The following is an 18,027-nucleotide window of genomic DNA, read 5'->3' as shown; positions in this document are numbered from 1 at the left end:
ATAAAAATTTTGTTTTTTTTTTACAGAACTAGAACCCTATATTATTCTTAAATCCGACATTTCTTCTAAGGTTCTTATTTTTCTAACAATTTTATTAACATCATTTATTTTAAATTCATATTTGTCATCTAAATACCCATCAATATAGTCTGGGAGTTGTTTTTCAATATATTCAGCATCTAGTCGATTATTTTTAATTCTTAATTCTTTAATTAAATCATCAATAATCTTTTTAGTTGTTTTTCAATTTAAAATTGCTTTTTCTTTTGTTGATTTAATTAAATTTGAAATATAAGCATTTCATGCTTTGATTACATCATCAAAAGTTGTAATATTTTTAAATCTTTCATATTTTAAAAAGCCAACAAGAATTTCTTTATCTTCTTCTGATGTTGCTTTTTGAACTTTTTCTTTTGTAAATTTTTCAAAATCAATTTCGTTATTAAATGGTCTTTTTAATTTTAAAAAATCGTCTAATAAGTGTCTTAAATAATCAACATTAAATTCAACTCTTTCTAAATCAACAATCTGATAATCATTATAAACATAAATAACATTAACATTTTGTGATGTTTCACCTATTCTATTAAATTCACCTTTAAATTTATCAAAATCTCTTTGAGTTAATTTGAAGTTATCTCAATTAAATTCAGGACATGGTTTGATCTTATTAAATGCTCTCATTACTTCTTTAAATCTATTTATAAAGTCATAACACAATTCTTCTTCTTGTGTACTTATCTTTGAAACCTTTTCAGGACTTGGAAATTTTTCAAATAAACTATCAATTGCTTTATCAAACTCTTCTTTTAAATCTTTATATTCAAATATTTTTCACTTACCTAAAGGTGTATTTAATCCACCTGTTGTATATAGAGCAAAAGCCTTTTCTACATCTTCTTTTGATGTTTTAAATGAAACAATATATCCTGATTCTTTGCCTGGATAAATTCTATTTGTTCTACTAATAGCTTGAATTAATGATTGATAATGTAATTGTTTATCTAAAAATAAAGTATTTGTAACTGGTGAATCAAATCCAGTTAATAGCATCGAAACAACAATTAATAAATCATATTTTCTTTTATTTTCATTTGAAAAATCGCTTTGAATTGATGATTTATATTTATTAAATGAAGTAATATCTCAAGTTTCGTTATATTCTTTAATTATTTTTAGTAAGAAATTGTAGGATTTTGAAGATATTTCTCTATTTTTTGTATAGCCAGGTTTATTAGATGTATAAACAATAGCGCATTTTAATTGTGTATTCTTTTTAAAAGTTTCGTAATAAGATATTGCTTCTAAGATAGTTGAACAAGCAAGCATTGCATTAAATTTTTTGTTTCTTGTATATTCATCATAATGTTGATCTATGTAGTAAACTACTGCATCAATTTTACCCTGGTCAACTTCTATATATTCATTTCCTTCTAATTCATCATCTAATTCATCTTGATAAACATTACTTGAAGAATCAAAATTTGATTTTATAGATTGAGTAAAATCAAAAACAAAATCAGTTACATTCTTATCTTTAATTGCTTCATATGTTGTATATCTATGAATTTCTTCTCCAAATATATTTTGTGTTGTTTTTCCATCTAATGAATTTTCATCAAAAATTGGAGTTCCTGTAAAAGCAATATTAATTGAATTAGTAAAAAATTTATCGATATTTTTTCTCATTTCTCCAACTTGAGACCTATGTCCTTCATCAACCATAAAAACAATTTTTTTATCTGATATTGATTTTAATCTTGATTTATCTGTATTTCTAATTGCATTATTTAATTTTTGGATAGTAGAAATAATGATTCTTCTATTTGAATTTTTACTTAACATTAATTCAATCAAATCATTTGTATCTGTTGCATTATGAACAAGATTTTTATTATCTGAAAAACCTTGAAATACATCTACTGTTTGTGTGTTTAAATCTTGTCTATCTATTAAAAAAATAGTTAAATCAACATCTTTTAAATTAGAAAGAATTTCGCAAACTTTAAAAGAAGTCATTGTTTTACCTGAACCAGTTGAATGTCAAACATATCCAGATTTTTCTTTGTTTGTCAATTGATTATTCTTAATTCTTTTGATAATTTCATTAGATGCATGATATTGATATGATCTAAATACTTTAATATCATTTTTCTTTTTGTCAATAACAAAATAATTTTTAATAAAATCAAGTAAAAAATCTTTATTTAAAAAATTTTCTGAAAATTTTAATAATTCATTAATTTTTTTGTTATTTTTATCAGATCATTCAAATGAAAGATTTTGATATTTTTCAAAATTTTGTGGGTTGTTTACAAAATATCTTGTGCTTGCACCATTTGAATAAATAAATAATTTTGTAAAATTAAAAAAATTAGAAATTGCTTCAATTTCTTTATAAGAAATTATTTGCTTACAAGCATCTTCTAATGTTCCTTTTTCTCTTTTTAATTCTATGTGAATAATAGGAATTCCATTAATTAGTAAATTAATATCAAATCTATTATTTTCATTATTTTTATTCTTTGTTCATAATTGATTGACTATTTCAAAAGAATTATTTTCAATATTTTCATAGTCAAAAAATTTTAATTGTTTTATAACTTTTCCATTTTTATCTTTTGGTTCATATAAATCTTTTTGTAGTGTTTCAAATCTTTTGAAAATATCTCCTGAATCAAATGTAGTTCAAAACATTTCAAATTCTTTATCATCAAATTTATAAGAATTCAATTTTTCATATTTTTCTCTAAAATTTTGTTTCAATTGGAATGAGTTTTTTATATCTTCTCTATATGTGTAGTTTAATTTATTAATTAGATGATAAATTAATGCATTTTCAATGCATTCTTCAGTAATAGAAGATTTAGAGTTTAAATATTTATCATAACAATCTTTTAAATTCATAACTAAAAATTATAAAATAATTTTCTTTTTTGTAATTACAATAGCAACACTAATATTAATTATAATAAAGGTAAATCAAAATACATTCACCTAATATGTTTTTTATATATTCCATTAATATTTTAAATTATTTTTTTTGAATAAATCTAGACTAGATGTTCGGCTAAAAATTTCTCTTGGCATTTGATTAATTTTATTTTGAGTATCTAAAATTTCTTCATTTAATAAGTTAGAAAAATCTGTTCATTTTTTTCAAAATCTTCTAATAATACCATTGATATGTTCGTTTGAACCTCTTTGGTAAGAGTTATAAGGTTCACAATAATAAACGTGACAATTTATTCATTTAGCTAATAATCCATTTTTTGAAAATTCAATTCCATTATCAATAGTTATTGATTTAACATGTAAATTATTCTTTTTAATTAATTGATATACCTTTGAATTTAATTTCATTGGATCTTTTGTTTTAATTCTTTCAATAACAACCATCCTAGTTAATCTTTCTTGAAAAGTTATTAAATTTTCATATCCATGCTCTTTTTTGCCAATGATAAGATCCATTTCTCAATGACCAAATTCACTACGATTATCAATATATTTTGGCCTTGTTCATATTGGAAATACAAAAGAATTAGTAAATTTAGAAAAAATTCCTTTAGACCTTTTTCTACCCTTAACATATGTTTTTCTTAAAATATCTTTTCTTTTAATTTCTCAACGATTAGATTTGATCCAATTATATATTTGTCTCCCAGTTGGTTTGAGTGCATCAATTTGTAGTTTGTAAAAAGTAGTTTTAATTCCTGAATATCTTTTATCAAACTTTTTCACAAATTCGTCTGTATTATTCTTTGTACTTTAATAAGTACATTGAATAATTATGCCATCTTTTTCTAATTGTTTTTTGTTGTGCTACTTCATGATTGTAATAACCATCAAAAGTATTTCTTTTTAATTCATGAGATATTGTTGATTTTGAGCGATTTAAAATTCTACCAATTTCAGAGATCGATTTTCTTTCTTGATTAAATAAAATATCGATTAAATAACGCTCATTATGAGATAATTTATTTAGAGTTTTTGACATCCTTTCCCCTTTTTGGTTGGAAAGGATTTTTTATACAAAAAATCACAAACCAACCTTTAATAATTCTATTAATTATTAGTGTTGCGATTGTGATTACAATTTGGGAGATAAATATCATTTTAATTTATCTTCATTATCAATTTTCAATCCTCTAGATTTTAATAATTCTATTTGTTCATCTATAGTCTTAAATTCTTTGTTATTCATGTATCAATTATTAATATGTTAATAAATTATAATGATTAAAATCTATTTGTTTATGTTTTTTGCAAAATTCAAAATAGAATTTATTTTCTATAATTTAAATTATTATAAAAATAGCTCTTGAATATTTATAAATATTGGAAAAATATGAAAAATTTATTTTGGATATATAATTTAAAAGGGGGTAAAAAATATGATTTTAATGAAATGTAAAAACAAACCTCAGATAGATCCTAATGGAGCTGGATGACCATCAAAAACTGGAAATGGTTCAGGTAAAGGAAGAGGGAATAATAATCCCAAAAATAAATAAGTATAAATACAATTTATAATAAAAAAGTTCAATAGAACTTTAAAAAATATATTATATTTTAATTAAGGTATCAATCTCTATGATTTGATATCTTTTTATTATTAAATTAGATTTAAATATATTTATTCTATATAAATATATTATAAAATGTACTTATTATGAAAATTAGTAGTGCAAATCAAAAAAATGAATTATTTAAGCATATTTGAAATATAGCAGAAGAACTTAGAGGAAAAGTAGATGGATGAGACTTTAAAGGATATGTTTTAGGATTTCTATTTTATAAATATATTTCTGAAAATCTTTGTCAATATATTAATAAAACTGAGTGAGAATCAGGAAATAAAGATTTTGATTATGCATTTTGCAACGATAATGAAGTAGATGAAGAAATAAAAAGTCAAATTATAGAAGAAAAAGGACTTTTTATTTACCCATCTCAATTATTTTCTAATTTAGTTAAAAATGCTTCAAAAAATATTGAAGAATTAAATATTATTATAAGTAATAATTTTAGAGAAATTGAAGCTAGTGCAATTGGTACAAAAAGTGAAGATAATGTTAAAGGTATATTTAGCATAATTAAATTAGATTCTAATGATTTAGGAAATAATGTTATATCAAGAAACAAGAATCTATTGAATGTTATTAATAAAATTAATGAATTAGATTTAGGTGATTTTAAAAATAATGAAATTGATTTATTTGGTGATGCATATGAATTTTTAATGTCAATGTATGCTTCTCAAGCAGGAAAAGCAGGAGGAGAATATTTTACTCCACAAGAAGTAAGTAAATTATTAACAAAGCTGGCAATTGGTAACAAGAAAGAAATTAAGAATGTTTATGATCCAGCATGTGGTTCTGGATCATTATTGCTACAAGCTGCCAAATTATTGGGTGAAAAACATATTATAGATGGTTTCTATGGTCAAGATTCTAATCCTACAACATATAACTTGTGTAGAATTAATATGTTTTTACATAATATTAATTTTGCTAATTTTAATATTCAATGAGGTGATACTCTAGTTGATCCGCAACATGATTTAGATAAAAAATATGAAGTAATAGTATCTAATCCTCCATATTCAATTAAATGAGAAGGAGACGATAATATTACTTTAATTAATGATGAAAGATTTTCTAGTCCGGGAGTATTAGCACCTAAATCTAAAGCAGACTTTGCATTTATTTTACATTCATTGCATCTATTAGATGTAGATGGTAAAGCTGCAATAGTATGTTTTCCAGGTATTTTTTATCGTGGAGGAGCAGAAGCCAAAATAAGGGATTGATTAATTAAACACAATTATATTGATTTGATTATTTCTCTACCATCTAATTTATTTTATGGAACATCGATTCAAACTAATATTATGGTTTTATCTAAGTCTAAACAAGATAAGAAAATTATGTTTATTGATGCTTCTCAAAAATATATAAAACAAACAAATCAAAATATATTAGGTGATGAAACTATTGACTTAATAGTTGATGCATATTTAAATAGAAAAGAAATAGGGAATTTCTCTAAATTAGTAGATATTGACTATGATAAATTAAAAGAAAATGATTTTGATTTAAGTGTAAATAACTTTATTGAAGATACATCTAATATTAAAGAAGAAAAAATAGATATCGTTCAATTAAATAAATCTATTAATGAAATAGTAAAAAGAAATGATGAGTTAAGAAAAGAAATAGATTTAATTATTGAGGAGATAGGAAATGAGTGAGAAGAATAAAATCATTTTAGAAAATTTGTGTGATAATTTAATTAATTCTTTTTCCATAATGAAAAAATCAAATGATGATTTTGTTAAAAATTTTTTTAATAATAACATAACTTTTAATGATGAAGAAAAAATTGTGATTACTAAATTTTTAAATAAACAAAAATTGCTTAACTGATTTTATTTTGTAAATTCAGCAAGAAGTTTAAGAGATTGATTGATTTCTGTAAATTCATTTACAAATAATTTATATAAACCTAACTATAAAGGTTTTTTATCTAATCAAGATGAAAGAACAAGGAATGAAATAATAAAATTTATTGAGGGAGATGATGTTTTATCTACAATTTTTTATAATCTCTTTATTTGAAAATTAGGAATTAAAACAAAAGAAGAAAAAAATAAATTTGAAAAATTTATTAAATTTTGTGATTTTTATTCTCTCTTTTTACATTGAGATAAATATTCAATAAGTATTAATGAAATATTTAATAAAAATGAAAATATATTAATAAGAAAAATTGATAGATATAAATTTGATAATAATGAATATAATAATTTTTTTGAGAATACAAAAACTCAATTTGAAAAAATGATACAAAATACAAGTATAGATATTTTTAAAAAATCTATTGAAAATTTATTTAATAAAATTGTAACATTATGTAAATTAAAAAAAGAAAACATTTATTATGGGTTACCTGAAAAATTAGATTGTTTTTTATTATCTAATACAACCAAAATTATTTCTAGAAAGTATGTGTCAATAGTATCAAAATTTTATAAATTGATTATAAAATTGTTTATTTTAAAAGAAAATGTTAGAAATAACAATATGAATGGAATCCCTTTATTTGAAATTAATGAAAAGGAATTAATTAAAAATTGTGAACAAATAAATTATGAAATTTTAATATTAAATAATAATGATTATTATTCAATTTATTGCTCTTTAATTAATGAATTTATTTGTATAACAAAAATATCAAATAAAAAACAAAAATTCGAAAAATGAATATCAAAAAATGTTGATAGCATTTATAAATTCATCATATTCTTATTGTCTAATGGGGCTAAAGGAAAAATAGATGAGAATATTAATTTCACAAAATAGAAAGGAAAATATGGGTAATGCAAATATAAAATATCTTTGAGAAATAACAAAATGAAACAAAACATTTAATTCTGTAAATAAAACTAAACAAAAAGAAAAAATTAATATTAAAAGTGTTTCAGCAAAAGAATTAAAAAATCTAGTTGCTGAAAATGGAAATATAAGATTAATATCTACAGGCAAATTTGATGGATATACTAATTATGAATTAGCTAAAAATAAAATTAATTCAGGAGAAGTTATTTTGCTTCCAGAGGGAGGTTCAGCAAATTTAAAATACCATAATGGTGAATTTATAAATTCACTAAATTTAGTTTGTTCATCTATTAACTCTAATATTTATTCATTAAAATATATTTATTATTTTCTATTATCCAATATTGAATACATTGAAACTTGCTATAGAGGAAGTGGTGTTAAACATCCAGATATGAGAGAAATATTAGATATTAAAATACCCATACCTCCAATCGAAACTCAAAATAAAATAGTAGAAATATTAGATAAATTTACTAATTATAAAGCAGAGCTTACAGCAGAGCTTACCTTTAGAAAAGAACAATATAAATATTATAGAGATAAATTGCTAAATGATATAAATAGAATAAGCAGTATAAATAAAATAGGTGATATATTTAATATTTTTAATGGAATGACTTCAGTATCAAAAAAATGACAAAATTCAGGTAATTGTCAATTTATTGATTATTTAAATGTTTTTAATAATTTAAGTGTAGATGTTAATAAATTATATTATGCTACAGTAAAATCACAAAAACAAAACACTTTATTTAAAGGTGATATTTTGTTTACTTCTTCATCTGAGACAATTGAAGAATGTGGTTTATCTTCTGTTATTGAAAATAATATTAATAATGGAATTTTTTTAGATGATCATTTATTTGGTTTAAGAATAAAGAAAGAATATTCAAGAATATTAAATCCAAGTTATTTAAAATATTATTTTAGAAGCAAATGATTTAGGTTGGAAATAAAAAAATCAATAAGAGGTATAACAAGATTTTATATAAAAAAAAGTTTGTTTGAAAATCTTCAAATACCTATTCCTCCAATTGAAGTTCAAAATAAAATAGTAAAAATATTAGATAAATTTAGTTCTTTAATTAATGATATTCAGAATGGACTCCCTAAAGAAATTGAATTAAGAAATAAACAATATGAATACTATAGAGATTTTCTATTAGATTTTGGAGTAAATGATGAATAATGAAGATGTTGAAAAAATAAAAAAACTGAATCTTAAAACAATTGATGAAATAATTAAATTTATTGTAAATAATCGTGATGAACTGGGTATTTATTTTTTTCTGGGTTCTGGTTTTGTGAATTATGTAAGTGATGATGATAAATCATGGAAAAAGATGGTAAACCAAAAATTTTATAACAAATTAGATATCAATTCATTTGCTGATTTAATATATATTGATTTTGATTATAAAAATAAAATAAAAAAAATTAATGAAAATCAAAAAAAATATAAAAACTATGGTTTAAGAGATCTATGAAACACTTTTTCATCTTTTAATTCAAGTACGCAAAAATTCAATAACAAATTAAAAATAATAACAACTAACCACTGTAATACAATTGAAAATTATTTTTTGTTAAGCAATATTTTTACTCTTAATGATTTAATTTTATTTGACAATAAAATACACAACTATTCAATTTTAAAAATGCATAATTTTTCTAATAATGAATTTATTTATAATGTTGAAAGTTATTGAAAATTTTTTAATGATAAGAATAACTATTATAAAACTTTATCCAATTTTTTTCATTCAGAATTTAATGAAAAAAATAATGTAATTTTCATTTTTGGTAGCAGTTACTCAGAATTACATATAAACACTTTATTTAGAAGTGTTATTTCAAGAGAAAATATTATAATTTGAATACGAGATTTAAGAGAAGTTTTAAATTTAGATAAATACTTAAATTTAAATAAAAGTATTCATGATCTTAAATCTATTCCAATAAACCAAATTGAAAAATTTCACAAAGAATATAAAAATAATAATCATTTAATTTTATTTTTTAATGAAGATAATGATAAACATCTTTCTGCCAACTCAATATTTAATCATATAATTGAGAAATGAAATAACGAATTAAAAAAAGTAATAAAATTTTTTGAATTTTTTACAATTAATTCTAATGGAAAGCTTAATTTAAAAAATATAGATAAAGAAATTTTAAAAGATTTTAATAATAAGAAAAAAAGCAAAATAAAAGAGTTAAATTCTAAATTAAAAAATAAAGATTATCTATATTTAGCATGTGTATTGGTTCATAATATATACAAGGACAAACAAATTCTAGAATGATATTTTAAAAATATTAAAAATACAATAAATACTCCGATTAATATCAATTGATTGATTGAAACACCTTCATTTAAATTAATTAATTTAGTTTCACACAAGAAATTAGTAAACAATATGATAAAATCAAATCTAGACATTTCGCAGTTCTCATCAGATTTATTTATTGATTTGATTTCAAAAATAAAAATATCTTGAAAAAATGAAAAAGAATGGAAATGAATTATTTATTTTTCATTTAATAAAATAATTCAAATAGAGAAAAAAGGATTTTATAGTTCTAAAAGTGCATTTTTTATTGAAATCGTAAATTTTAATGAATTTAAAAAAATGGAGATGATTGACAAAAATTATTTAAAATTTGTTGAAGAGCAAGTAATTAATTATAAAAAAAATCAATTATATATAGATAAAATTAAATTGTTATTTTATTTGTATGAGCTATCTATTTTAATACATAAAAAAATAGATATAGTCAATTTAATTTTCAATACTTTTAATACAAACATTAATAATTTTTTATCTGAAGTTAGTTTTTTTAATTATATTAATTCATTTGAAGAGAGAATTTTAAATATTACAATAAATTTATTTGAAATTTATTTTGAAGAACATAATGATATTCTATTGAATATTTTTAATAATAATTCAAATGATGTTTTATTAAATCTTTATATAATAATAAATCGTTCAAAAAGATTACAAAAATATTTAAAAAAATTTACAAATGAACAAAAGAAAGATTTTGATAAACTTCTTAAAGAAGCTCATATAGTAGATAATATTAATTTGCTAGATAAAAATTATAAGAATATTAGTCAAGATATAAAAAACGATAAATATGATAATGTTCTAAAACAAATATATGAAATATATAATAATTCAGAATCATTAAAAAAAGTGACATCTTTTGATTTTTTTCATTTTATAACAAATATTTTTAATGATATTGTATTGAAATTAAATAATAATTCACATATTGAAAAAACAACAGAAATTTTAAAAAAGTGTGATGATCTTATTTTGGAATATAATGAAAATTATGCAATTAAATCAGTTGAATATTTTAATTCTTATCATAAATCATTTGAAGAATTAAAATTAGAAGAAGTTATTGAAATAATAGATTATCTACAAGTTAAAAATTTTATTTGGTTTTCTAATACTTTCATTCATAATTTTATCTTTAATGGGAAATTAAACCCCTCATTTGATTTTTATTATATAACAAATAAAAATTTTGCATTTATATTGTTGATAGAAAAATTAAATATTAGAAAAATAAATATAGAACATTTTTTTGATAATGACGAAAATTATAATTTAATAAAAACATATTATGATATTGTAAATTTAAAAATAAATGACTGGAATGACGAAGAAACAATTTACTTAAAATACATATATGATGTTTACTTCAAGAAAAAAGATAGTGTGAAAAAAATAATTAAATATGAAAAATTTAATTCTAAATTTTTTTCATTTATAAAAAAATTTAAATTTGAAAATTCTTTTAATGAAAGAATAGTGTATCTTTTTATAAGTAATTGCATTGAATATAAAGAATATATTGAAGATTTTTTGAAAATATTTTTAAGTAATAACCATTTTGAATATATGGAAAATAAATATAATGATTATTTTTTAAATTTTTTAAAAATTTCATTTCAAAGAATGAATATAAATAACAAAGAAAAAGTGTACAAAATATTCCACTCTTATTTATACAAAAAAATAGAATACATAAAAACTTTTGTTTTGAGTTTTGATGAAATTAAAGACTCTTTGTTTTTTGCAAAAAAAATGAATGAATTATATAATGAAGAATATAGAGATACTTTGTCTTCTGTGAATGAAATTAAATATTTTTGTGATGCTATACTAAATATTTTTGAATTTATTAATAAAAATAACATTTCTGAATACATAATTAAAATTGGAAATATAATATTATCCATATTATCTATATATAAAATAAATACATTTAAAGAAAATATTGAATATGAGTTGTGAAATGAATTATATTCTTTGCTGTTTTTATTAGCAGAAAAAGGTGTCAAAAATCTAAAAGAAGAATATTTTTTAGAAGAAATCAATAAATTTATTAAAAACAATATTGATTATGATAGATAATAAAATTGTTAAATTAAAAAAAGAATTTATAATAAACTTTAATTAAAATTTAATTTTTATCCTCTAAATTTAATTCATACATAGATAAATATGTTTCTAGTAAATATATTGAAGCCTTGTTAAACAATTTTTTTGAATAAGGATCAATTAGAATATTTTTGATATTTTGAACGATATTTTTTTGTGTAGATATTATATTTTTTGATAATGTTTTTTTCATATTTTCTATATTAAATCTAAAACTATCATTATTTTTGAATGTTAGAACGTTTTCATTAATATATTCATCCAGATCAAATTCTAATAATTCATGAAGTCTTTTTAATTTCACATTTATTCCATATTTTTCTAGATATATCTTATTATCAAATCTTTGGAAATTATTGTCTTCATTCATTCACCTAATTTTTGGAGATAATATTTTTGTTTGTTCATATGTTCCAAATACATAATTAATATTTATATCTTTAAAAATGTAAGAGAATAATATAAATTCATTGTGTAAATAATTTAAAAAAATATTTTTTGATTCACTATAAAGGCAATTAATTGTTTTTTTAATTTTTGATATTTCTTCTTTATTTGTTAGTAATACATTATCATTTCTTCAAATGCTTATAAATATATCATCAATATTTAAAGTTTTTATTAAATGATTTATTGATTCTAAAATATTATTTTCAACTCGATTTCCAACTTTTAAAACAATATGAATAAATTTATTAGTATTGTTAAATTTTTCAAAATTTTTTATCAATTCATCGCAATATGTATCAATAATTTTTTTATATATACTCCCACTACCTATCATTGGAAATGGTATAGCAAATATGAATTTTGATGTTTTTTCAGTTGCAGATATTAATTTTATTCAATTTTGAATTGATCTTTTAATTTCTGAAATTGCTTCTTCATCTTTTTTTAGCAAAAATAAACTAACCAAGTTTTTTTTGATAGATATTTCCTCAATTAATCTAGAGTTAATTTCATTATTAAATCTATTAGTATTTTTTTTGGAAATTTCAACAGTAGATACATAATGAAAAAAATCAATATAAACATCAAAGTCATAGTTTTTAGATTTTAATAATTTTTTCATATATTCTTTTTTTAAATTACATGAACTTACAAAAAATCCATTGCAAATATCTGAAAAATTTTTTAAACTATTGTATGAATGGACATGATTTAAATTAATTAGATATTTTTGTTTTTTCATATATCATCTCCATAATTAATTTTTATTTCATCAATATTATTTCTTTCATTAAAACTTTTATTTATGTAACTTTTTAATCCAAATAAATATATTCAATTTATATTTAAATTTTTTGAATATTGTTTAATATCATCTAATTCAACATTATATAAATCATTATCTTTTATTAAATCTAATTGATCATTGAGCATTAAGTTTAATGCTTGATGATCAATCATTTTTTCTTCTTTTTCTGATTCAAATTTATGCTTTATTTCAATTTTATTGGTTTTTAAATGAACATAATGTAATAATTCATGAGTTAAAGTAATGATAAAACTATCAATTGTTTTATTCAAAGATTTATTAATAAAAATACAAAAATTGGAATTATTATTTTTACTCATCCCTCTAATATTCACATTGTCAAATAGAAATATATGAATTTTTTTATTTTTTAGTAATTTATTTAAAAATCTATTAAATGACAAATTATCATTAATTTCTTGGATATTATATAAGTATTCATTATAGAAATAATTATCTAAATCTCAATCTAAATTATCTTCATAGTCCACTAATTCTCTAATTATTTTTTCTGCTTTAATAATTGTAGTTTTAAGTTTCTTTTCATTTACATTATTGTGTTTTCTAAACATGAAATTAAAAATTTCAATATTTATATTATCAATATTACTTTCCTGTAAATTTTTTCATTCTAAATATTGAGCTTCAATACTTGATAAAATTCCCACTGAAAAACCTAATGCAGGACCAATTAAATAATCCATTTTTACCGTAAAAGGAGTTTTATTATTTAATAGCAATGATATTGTTTTTAAATTAATATTAGATCTTTCCGAAAGATCTTTAGCACTTCATTCTTTTTCTTCCATTGCCATTTTTATAAATTCACTTGCTGGATATTTTTTACTAATCATTATTTATTTCCTTATCTCTTAATTTTAATGATAGTCTTCAATGTAATTTTTAATTTCAATTTCAGTAACTTCATTTAAACTAAGTGTTTTTCTATCATTACCATAACAGGTTGTTCTATCTGTTTTAGATATTCCGAATGAATATTCATTTGATCTGTTTCCACTTAATTTATGGAATTTTCTTCATTTTCAAGGTTGTTGTGAAAGATGATAACCATTTTCGCATGCTTCTGCAAGTTGGACATACATACAAAAATATTTGAATTTAGTTCCAATTGCTGGATTTCTATTTGAATCTTTTTCAAATTTTTTATATTTTTTTACGTCATGAATTATTCTCATAAAATTATTTTATCATATTAATTACAAAAATGTAATTATTTTGATTAATAAAAAAATAATATAATTATACATATGTTTAACAATGAAAAAGAAATGGTTTATAGTTTAATATCATCTCTAAAGTCTAAATATGATAATTCTTATATAAATGAAGAAGTCAAAACTTCTTATTGAACTATAACTGATGTAGTTTTAAGTTATAAATCATTAAAATTTTCTTTTGAAGCAAAATTGAATAGTATTATTGATGTTTGAGTTCAAGCTTTAAGAAATAAGAAAATATATGATTATTCTTATGTTGTTTTGCCTTATAATAAAAAAAACATTATTATGAAAAAACATATTAATAATTTTAAAAAATATAATTTAGGTCTAATATTAATTAATAATAAAAATGAATTGGAATTTCTTAACAAAATAGAGGATATTTTGTAAACTATCATAGTATATAATGAAATATAATTTTTATGACTAATAAATCTACTTTAAAACAAATATCAAATACAAAAGAATGAACAGTTGTTGTAGAATGAATAAAATCTATAAGTAAGAATACATCATCATATCAATCTGAAGCACAACTAGAAAAAGAATTTATTACTCAATTACAAAAGCAAGGATATGAGTATATTGATTTATCAAAAACAGATAATAAAGATCATGAAGAATGATTAATTAATAATTTAAGAACTCAAACTCAAAAATTAAATAATACACAATTTAGTGATAGAGAATGAAAAGAATTATTTAATACTTATATTGCAAATGATAGTGATAATGTAGAAGATGCTTCTAAAAAAATTCAAAAAGATGATTATATATACTCATTAAAAAGAGATAATGGTAGTGAGATAAACGTTTATTTAATAAATAAAAAAGATATTCATAAAAACTCATTACAAGTTATTAATCAATATACTAATAATTCTGGCAAATATGAAAATCGATATGATGTAACTATATTAGTTAATGGATTGCCTTTAATTCAAGTTGAATTAAAAAGAAGAGGAATTGCTTTAAAAGAAGCTTTCAATCAAATTAATCGTTATAAGAATGAATCATATAATTTTAGTTTATTTAAATACATTCAAATATTCGTAATTAGCAATGGAACAAGTACTAAGTATTATTCAAATACAGTAAGATATTTACATATAAAAGAATTAAGCAATCAAGATGTTAAATCCAAAACATCTAATAGCTTTTCTTTTACAAATTATTGATCTGATTCTAAAAATCAATTAATTGAAGATTTGATTAGTTTTACTCAAACCTTTTTTGCTAAACACACAATATTAAACATATTAACAAAATATTGTGTATTTACTTCTGAAAAACATTTGCTTGTAATGAGGCCATATCAAATAGTAGCTACTGAAAAGATAATTAATAGAATAGAAATATCTAATAATTATCAAGATAAATTAGGAACACCAAGTGCTGGTGGTTATATTTGACATTCAACAGGAAGTGGTAAAACTTTAACATCTTTTAAAACAGCACAATTAGTAAGAGATTTAGATTACGTTGATAAAGTGTTGTTTGTAGTAGATCGTAAAGATTTGGATTATCAAACAATGAAGGAATACAATAAATTTGAAAAAAATGCAGCTAATTCTAATAGTTCCACAAAAATATTGCAAGAACAACTAGAAAATTCCAATTCTAAAATACTAATTACCACTATTCAAAAACTTTCTATTTTTATTGACAAAAATCCTAAACATGAAATCTATAAAAAACATATTGTAATAATTTTTGATGAATGTCATCGTTCTCAATTTGGAGATATGCACGCATCTATAATCAAGCATTTTAAAAAATATAATATTTTTGGTTTTACAGGAACACCAATTTTTGCCAAAAATGCTATTTTAGCCACATCAAACCCAAAACAAATTGCCAAGGAATTTTCTAATAAAAAAAATGTTGGCAAAACAACTGAACAATTATTTGGAGATAGACTACACACATATAATATCTTAGATGCTATTAAAGATAAAAATGTTCTACCATTTAAATATGATGAAATAAAAACATTTTTTGCAAAAGAAAACATAAAAGATGAAAAAGTAAGAGCAATTAACACAGATAATGTTTGATCAACTTCATCTAGAATAAAAAACGTAACATCTTATATTTTGGATAATTTTGACTCATATACATATCGAGATAAAGCATATTCATTTAATAAATTAAGCAATATTTCATTAATTGCCAATGATAAAAAGAATAAATTGAAGCAAGAAATGTCGAAAATTAATTTAAAAGGATTTAATGCAATGTTTGCTGTATCTGATATTGATTTAGCAAAGCTTTACTATTCTGAATTCAAAAAACAATTAAAAGAAAGAAATAATAAAGATTTTAAAATTGCTCTTATCTATTCATATAATCCAAATGAAAAACTAAAAGATTATGACGAAGAATTTATTATGGATGAAAACAATGAAAATACTGAAAAATTAGATCAATCTTCTAGAGAATTTCTAGATAGTGCCATTAATGATTATAATGAAATGTTTGGTGTTTCTTATAGTTCTTCAAGTGAAAATTTTCAATCTTATTATAAAGACGTATCATTAAGAACTAAAAATAAAGAAATTGATTTATTAATTGTAGTTAACATGTTTTTAACAGGTTTTGATGCACCAACATTAAATACTTTGTTTATTGATAAATGAGTTAGAATGCATGGATTAATTCAAGCTTTTTCAAGAACAAATAGAATCTTAAATGATGTTAAACATCATGGTAATATTGTAAGTTTTAGACCTCTAATAGATGATTTCAATGATGCTATTAAACTCTTTAGTGATGAAAAAGCATCTGGTATTATTGTTATTCGTCCTTTCAAAGATTACTATGAAGGTTATACAAATGATGCTGGAATATTTGAACCTGGTTATAAGCAACTTGTTCATAATTTATTAATTAAATATCCAATTGATTTAAATGTAAGAGATTTATCTATTCAAAACAAAAAAGATTTTATAAAACTATTTGGTAGAATACTTCAGATTCGAAATATTTTACTTTCTTATGTTGATGAATTTAAATCAAATGAAATAAGAATATTAAATGAAGCTCAATTACAAGACTATTTAAGTAGATATCAGGATTTTTATGAAGAATTAAAAGAAGAATCAAGATCAGATAAAAAAGATATTATTGATGATCTTGTGTTTGAAATTGAACTTGTTAAACAAATAGATACAAATATTGATTATATTTTAGATTTAATCATGAAATCAAAAACACCATATCAAGATAAAGAGTTATTAACAAGTATTAGCAAAATAGTAGATTCAAGTTTTGAACTTAGATCTAAGAAAGAATTAATAATTAATTTTTTAAATGGTTTATATAATCAAAAGACAAGCTTTGAAGATATAACTCAATTAGCAGATGAGTTCAAAAAATACATTCAAGAAGAATATTCTAAAGAATTAAATAATGTTATTAAAGAATTTAATTTAAATAAAGAAGAAACATTTAAATTTATGGACAATTCATTTGGACAGGGAGAATTAAAAATATTTGGAACAGCAATTAATAATATATTGCCACCTTTATCTAGATTTAGTAAAAACCAAAATAGAACTAAAATAAAAAATGATGTTATAAATAATTTAGAAGTGATATTTGATAGGTATTTCAATATTTAGTTTTAAAAATTAGTATTAATTTTTTATATGATAACA

Annotated in this window: 12 protein-coding genes; 6 read left to right on the top strand and 6 right to left on the bottom strand. The window is 20.5% G+C overall.

The features are described from left to right. Positions 1–36: 36 nt before the first annotated feature. From ACJA29_RS02895 to ACJA29_RS02885, 3 genes are all read right to left on the bottom strand, one after another. On the bottom strand, positions 37–2,907 hold the full coding sequence (locus ACJA29_RS02895; protein ID WP_406602397.1) for a type I restriction endonuclease subunit R: 2,871 nt from the start codon (positions 2,905–2,907) through the stop codon (positions 37–39). Between the two features lie 114 nt (positions 2,908–3,021). Beyond that, the gene (locus ACJA29_RS02890; protein WP_406602396.1) at positions 3,022–3,741 is read right to left on the bottom strand and encodes an IS30 family transposase; all 720 of its coding nucleotides are present in this window, start codon (positions 3,739–3,741) and stop codon (positions 3,022–3,024) included. Between the two features lie 13 nt (positions 3,742–3,754). Next, positions 3,755–3,997: a helix-turn-helix domain-containing protein gene (locus ACJA29_RS02885; RefSeq protein ID WP_406602395.1), complete on the bottom strand. Its 243-nt coding sequence runs from the start codon at positions 3,995–3,997 to the stop codon at positions 3,755–3,757. Positions 3,998–4,672: 675 nt separating this feature from the next. Between ACJA29_RS02885 and ACJA29_RS02880 the strand changes: the two genes are divergently transcribed. From ACJA29_RS02880 to ACJA29_RS02865, 4 genes are read left to right on the top strand one after another with little or no spacing between them, the layout of a single operon-like run. Next, the gene (locus ACJA29_RS02880) at positions 4,673–6,262 is read left to right on the top strand and encodes a type I restriction-modification system subunit M (RefSeq protein ID WP_406602394.1); all 1,590 of its coding nucleotides are present in this window, start codon (positions 4,673–4,675) and stop codon (positions 6,260–6,262) included. Beyond that, a complete protein-coding gene (locus tag ACJA29_RS02875) occupies positions 6,246–7,364 on the top strand; it encodes a hypothetical protein (protein WP_406602393.1) in 1,119 nt (372 codons plus the stop codon). Before ACJA29_RS02880 ends, ACJA29_RS02875 begins: the two co-directional genes overlap by 17 nt. Beyond that, on the top strand, positions 7,339–8,592 hold the full coding sequence (locus ACJA29_RS02870) for a restriction endonuclease subunit S (RefSeq protein ID WP_406602392.1): 1,254 nt from the start codon (positions 7,339–7,341) through the stop codon (positions 8,590–8,592). The genes ACJA29_RS02875 and ACJA29_RS02870 overlap by 26 nt, the downstream gene beginning before the upstream one ends. Beyond that, entirely contained in the window at positions 8,585–11,842 is a 3,258-nt protein-coding gene (locus tag ACJA29_RS02865; RefSeq protein ID WP_406602391.1) for a hypothetical protein, read from the top strand. The genes ACJA29_RS02870 and ACJA29_RS02865 overlap by 8 nt, the downstream gene beginning before the upstream one ends. A gap of 49 nt (positions 11,843–11,891) precedes the next feature. Here ACJA29_RS02865 and ACJA29_RS02860 read toward each other — a convergent pair whose 3' ends face one another. Genes ACJA29_RS02860 through ACJA29_RS02850 form a run of 3 tightly spaced genes read right to left on the bottom strand, consistent with a single transcriptional unit; the run spans position 11,892 to position 14,323 of the window. Beyond that, the gene (locus ACJA29_RS02860; RefSeq protein ID WP_406602390.1) at positions 11,892–13,061 is read right to left on the bottom strand and encodes a hypothetical protein; all 1,170 of its coding nucleotides are present in this window, start codon (positions 13,059–13,061) and stop codon (positions 11,892–11,894) included. After that, positions 13,040–13,981: a hypothetical protein gene (locus ACJA29_RS02855; protein WP_406602389.1), complete on the bottom strand. Its 942-nt coding sequence runs from the start codon at positions 13,979–13,981 to the stop codon at positions 13,040–13,042. The genes ACJA29_RS02860 and ACJA29_RS02855 overlap by 22 nt, the downstream gene beginning before the upstream one ends. A 24-nt stretch (positions 13,982–14,005) precedes the next feature. Beyond that, positions 14,006–14,323: a hypothetical protein gene (locus tag ACJA29_RS02850; RefSeq protein WP_406602388.1), complete on the bottom strand. Its 318-nt coding sequence runs from the start codon at positions 14,321–14,323 to the stop codon at positions 14,006–14,008. 72 nt (positions 14,324–14,395) lie between these two features. Here ACJA29_RS02850 and ACJA29_RS02845 point away from each other — a divergent pair, with 72 nt between their 5' ends. Further along, positions 14,396–14,758 carry a hypothetical protein gene (locus ACJA29_RS02845; protein ID WP_406602387.1) on the top strand — a complete coding sequence of 121 codons (363 nt, stop codon included), beginning with the start codon at positions 14,396–14,398 and terminating at the stop codon, positions 14,756–14,758. A 32-nt stretch (positions 14,759–14,790) separates the two neighbouring features. Next, the gene (locus tag ACJA29_RS02840; protein WP_406602386.1) at positions 14,791–17,991 is read left to right on the top strand and encodes a type I restriction endonuclease subunit R; all 3,201 of its coding nucleotides are present in this window, start codon (positions 14,791–14,793) and stop codon (positions 17,989–17,991) included. The last annotated feature ends 36 nt before the right edge of the window (positions 17,992–18,027 follow it).

The organism is Metamycoplasma sualvi (genome assembly GCF_045276925.1).
Lineage (GTDB): Bacteria > Bacillota_I > Bacilli_A > Mycoplasmatales > Metamycoplasmataceae > UBA710.
This window is presented reverse-complemented; position numbering and strand designations above follow the sequence as displayed.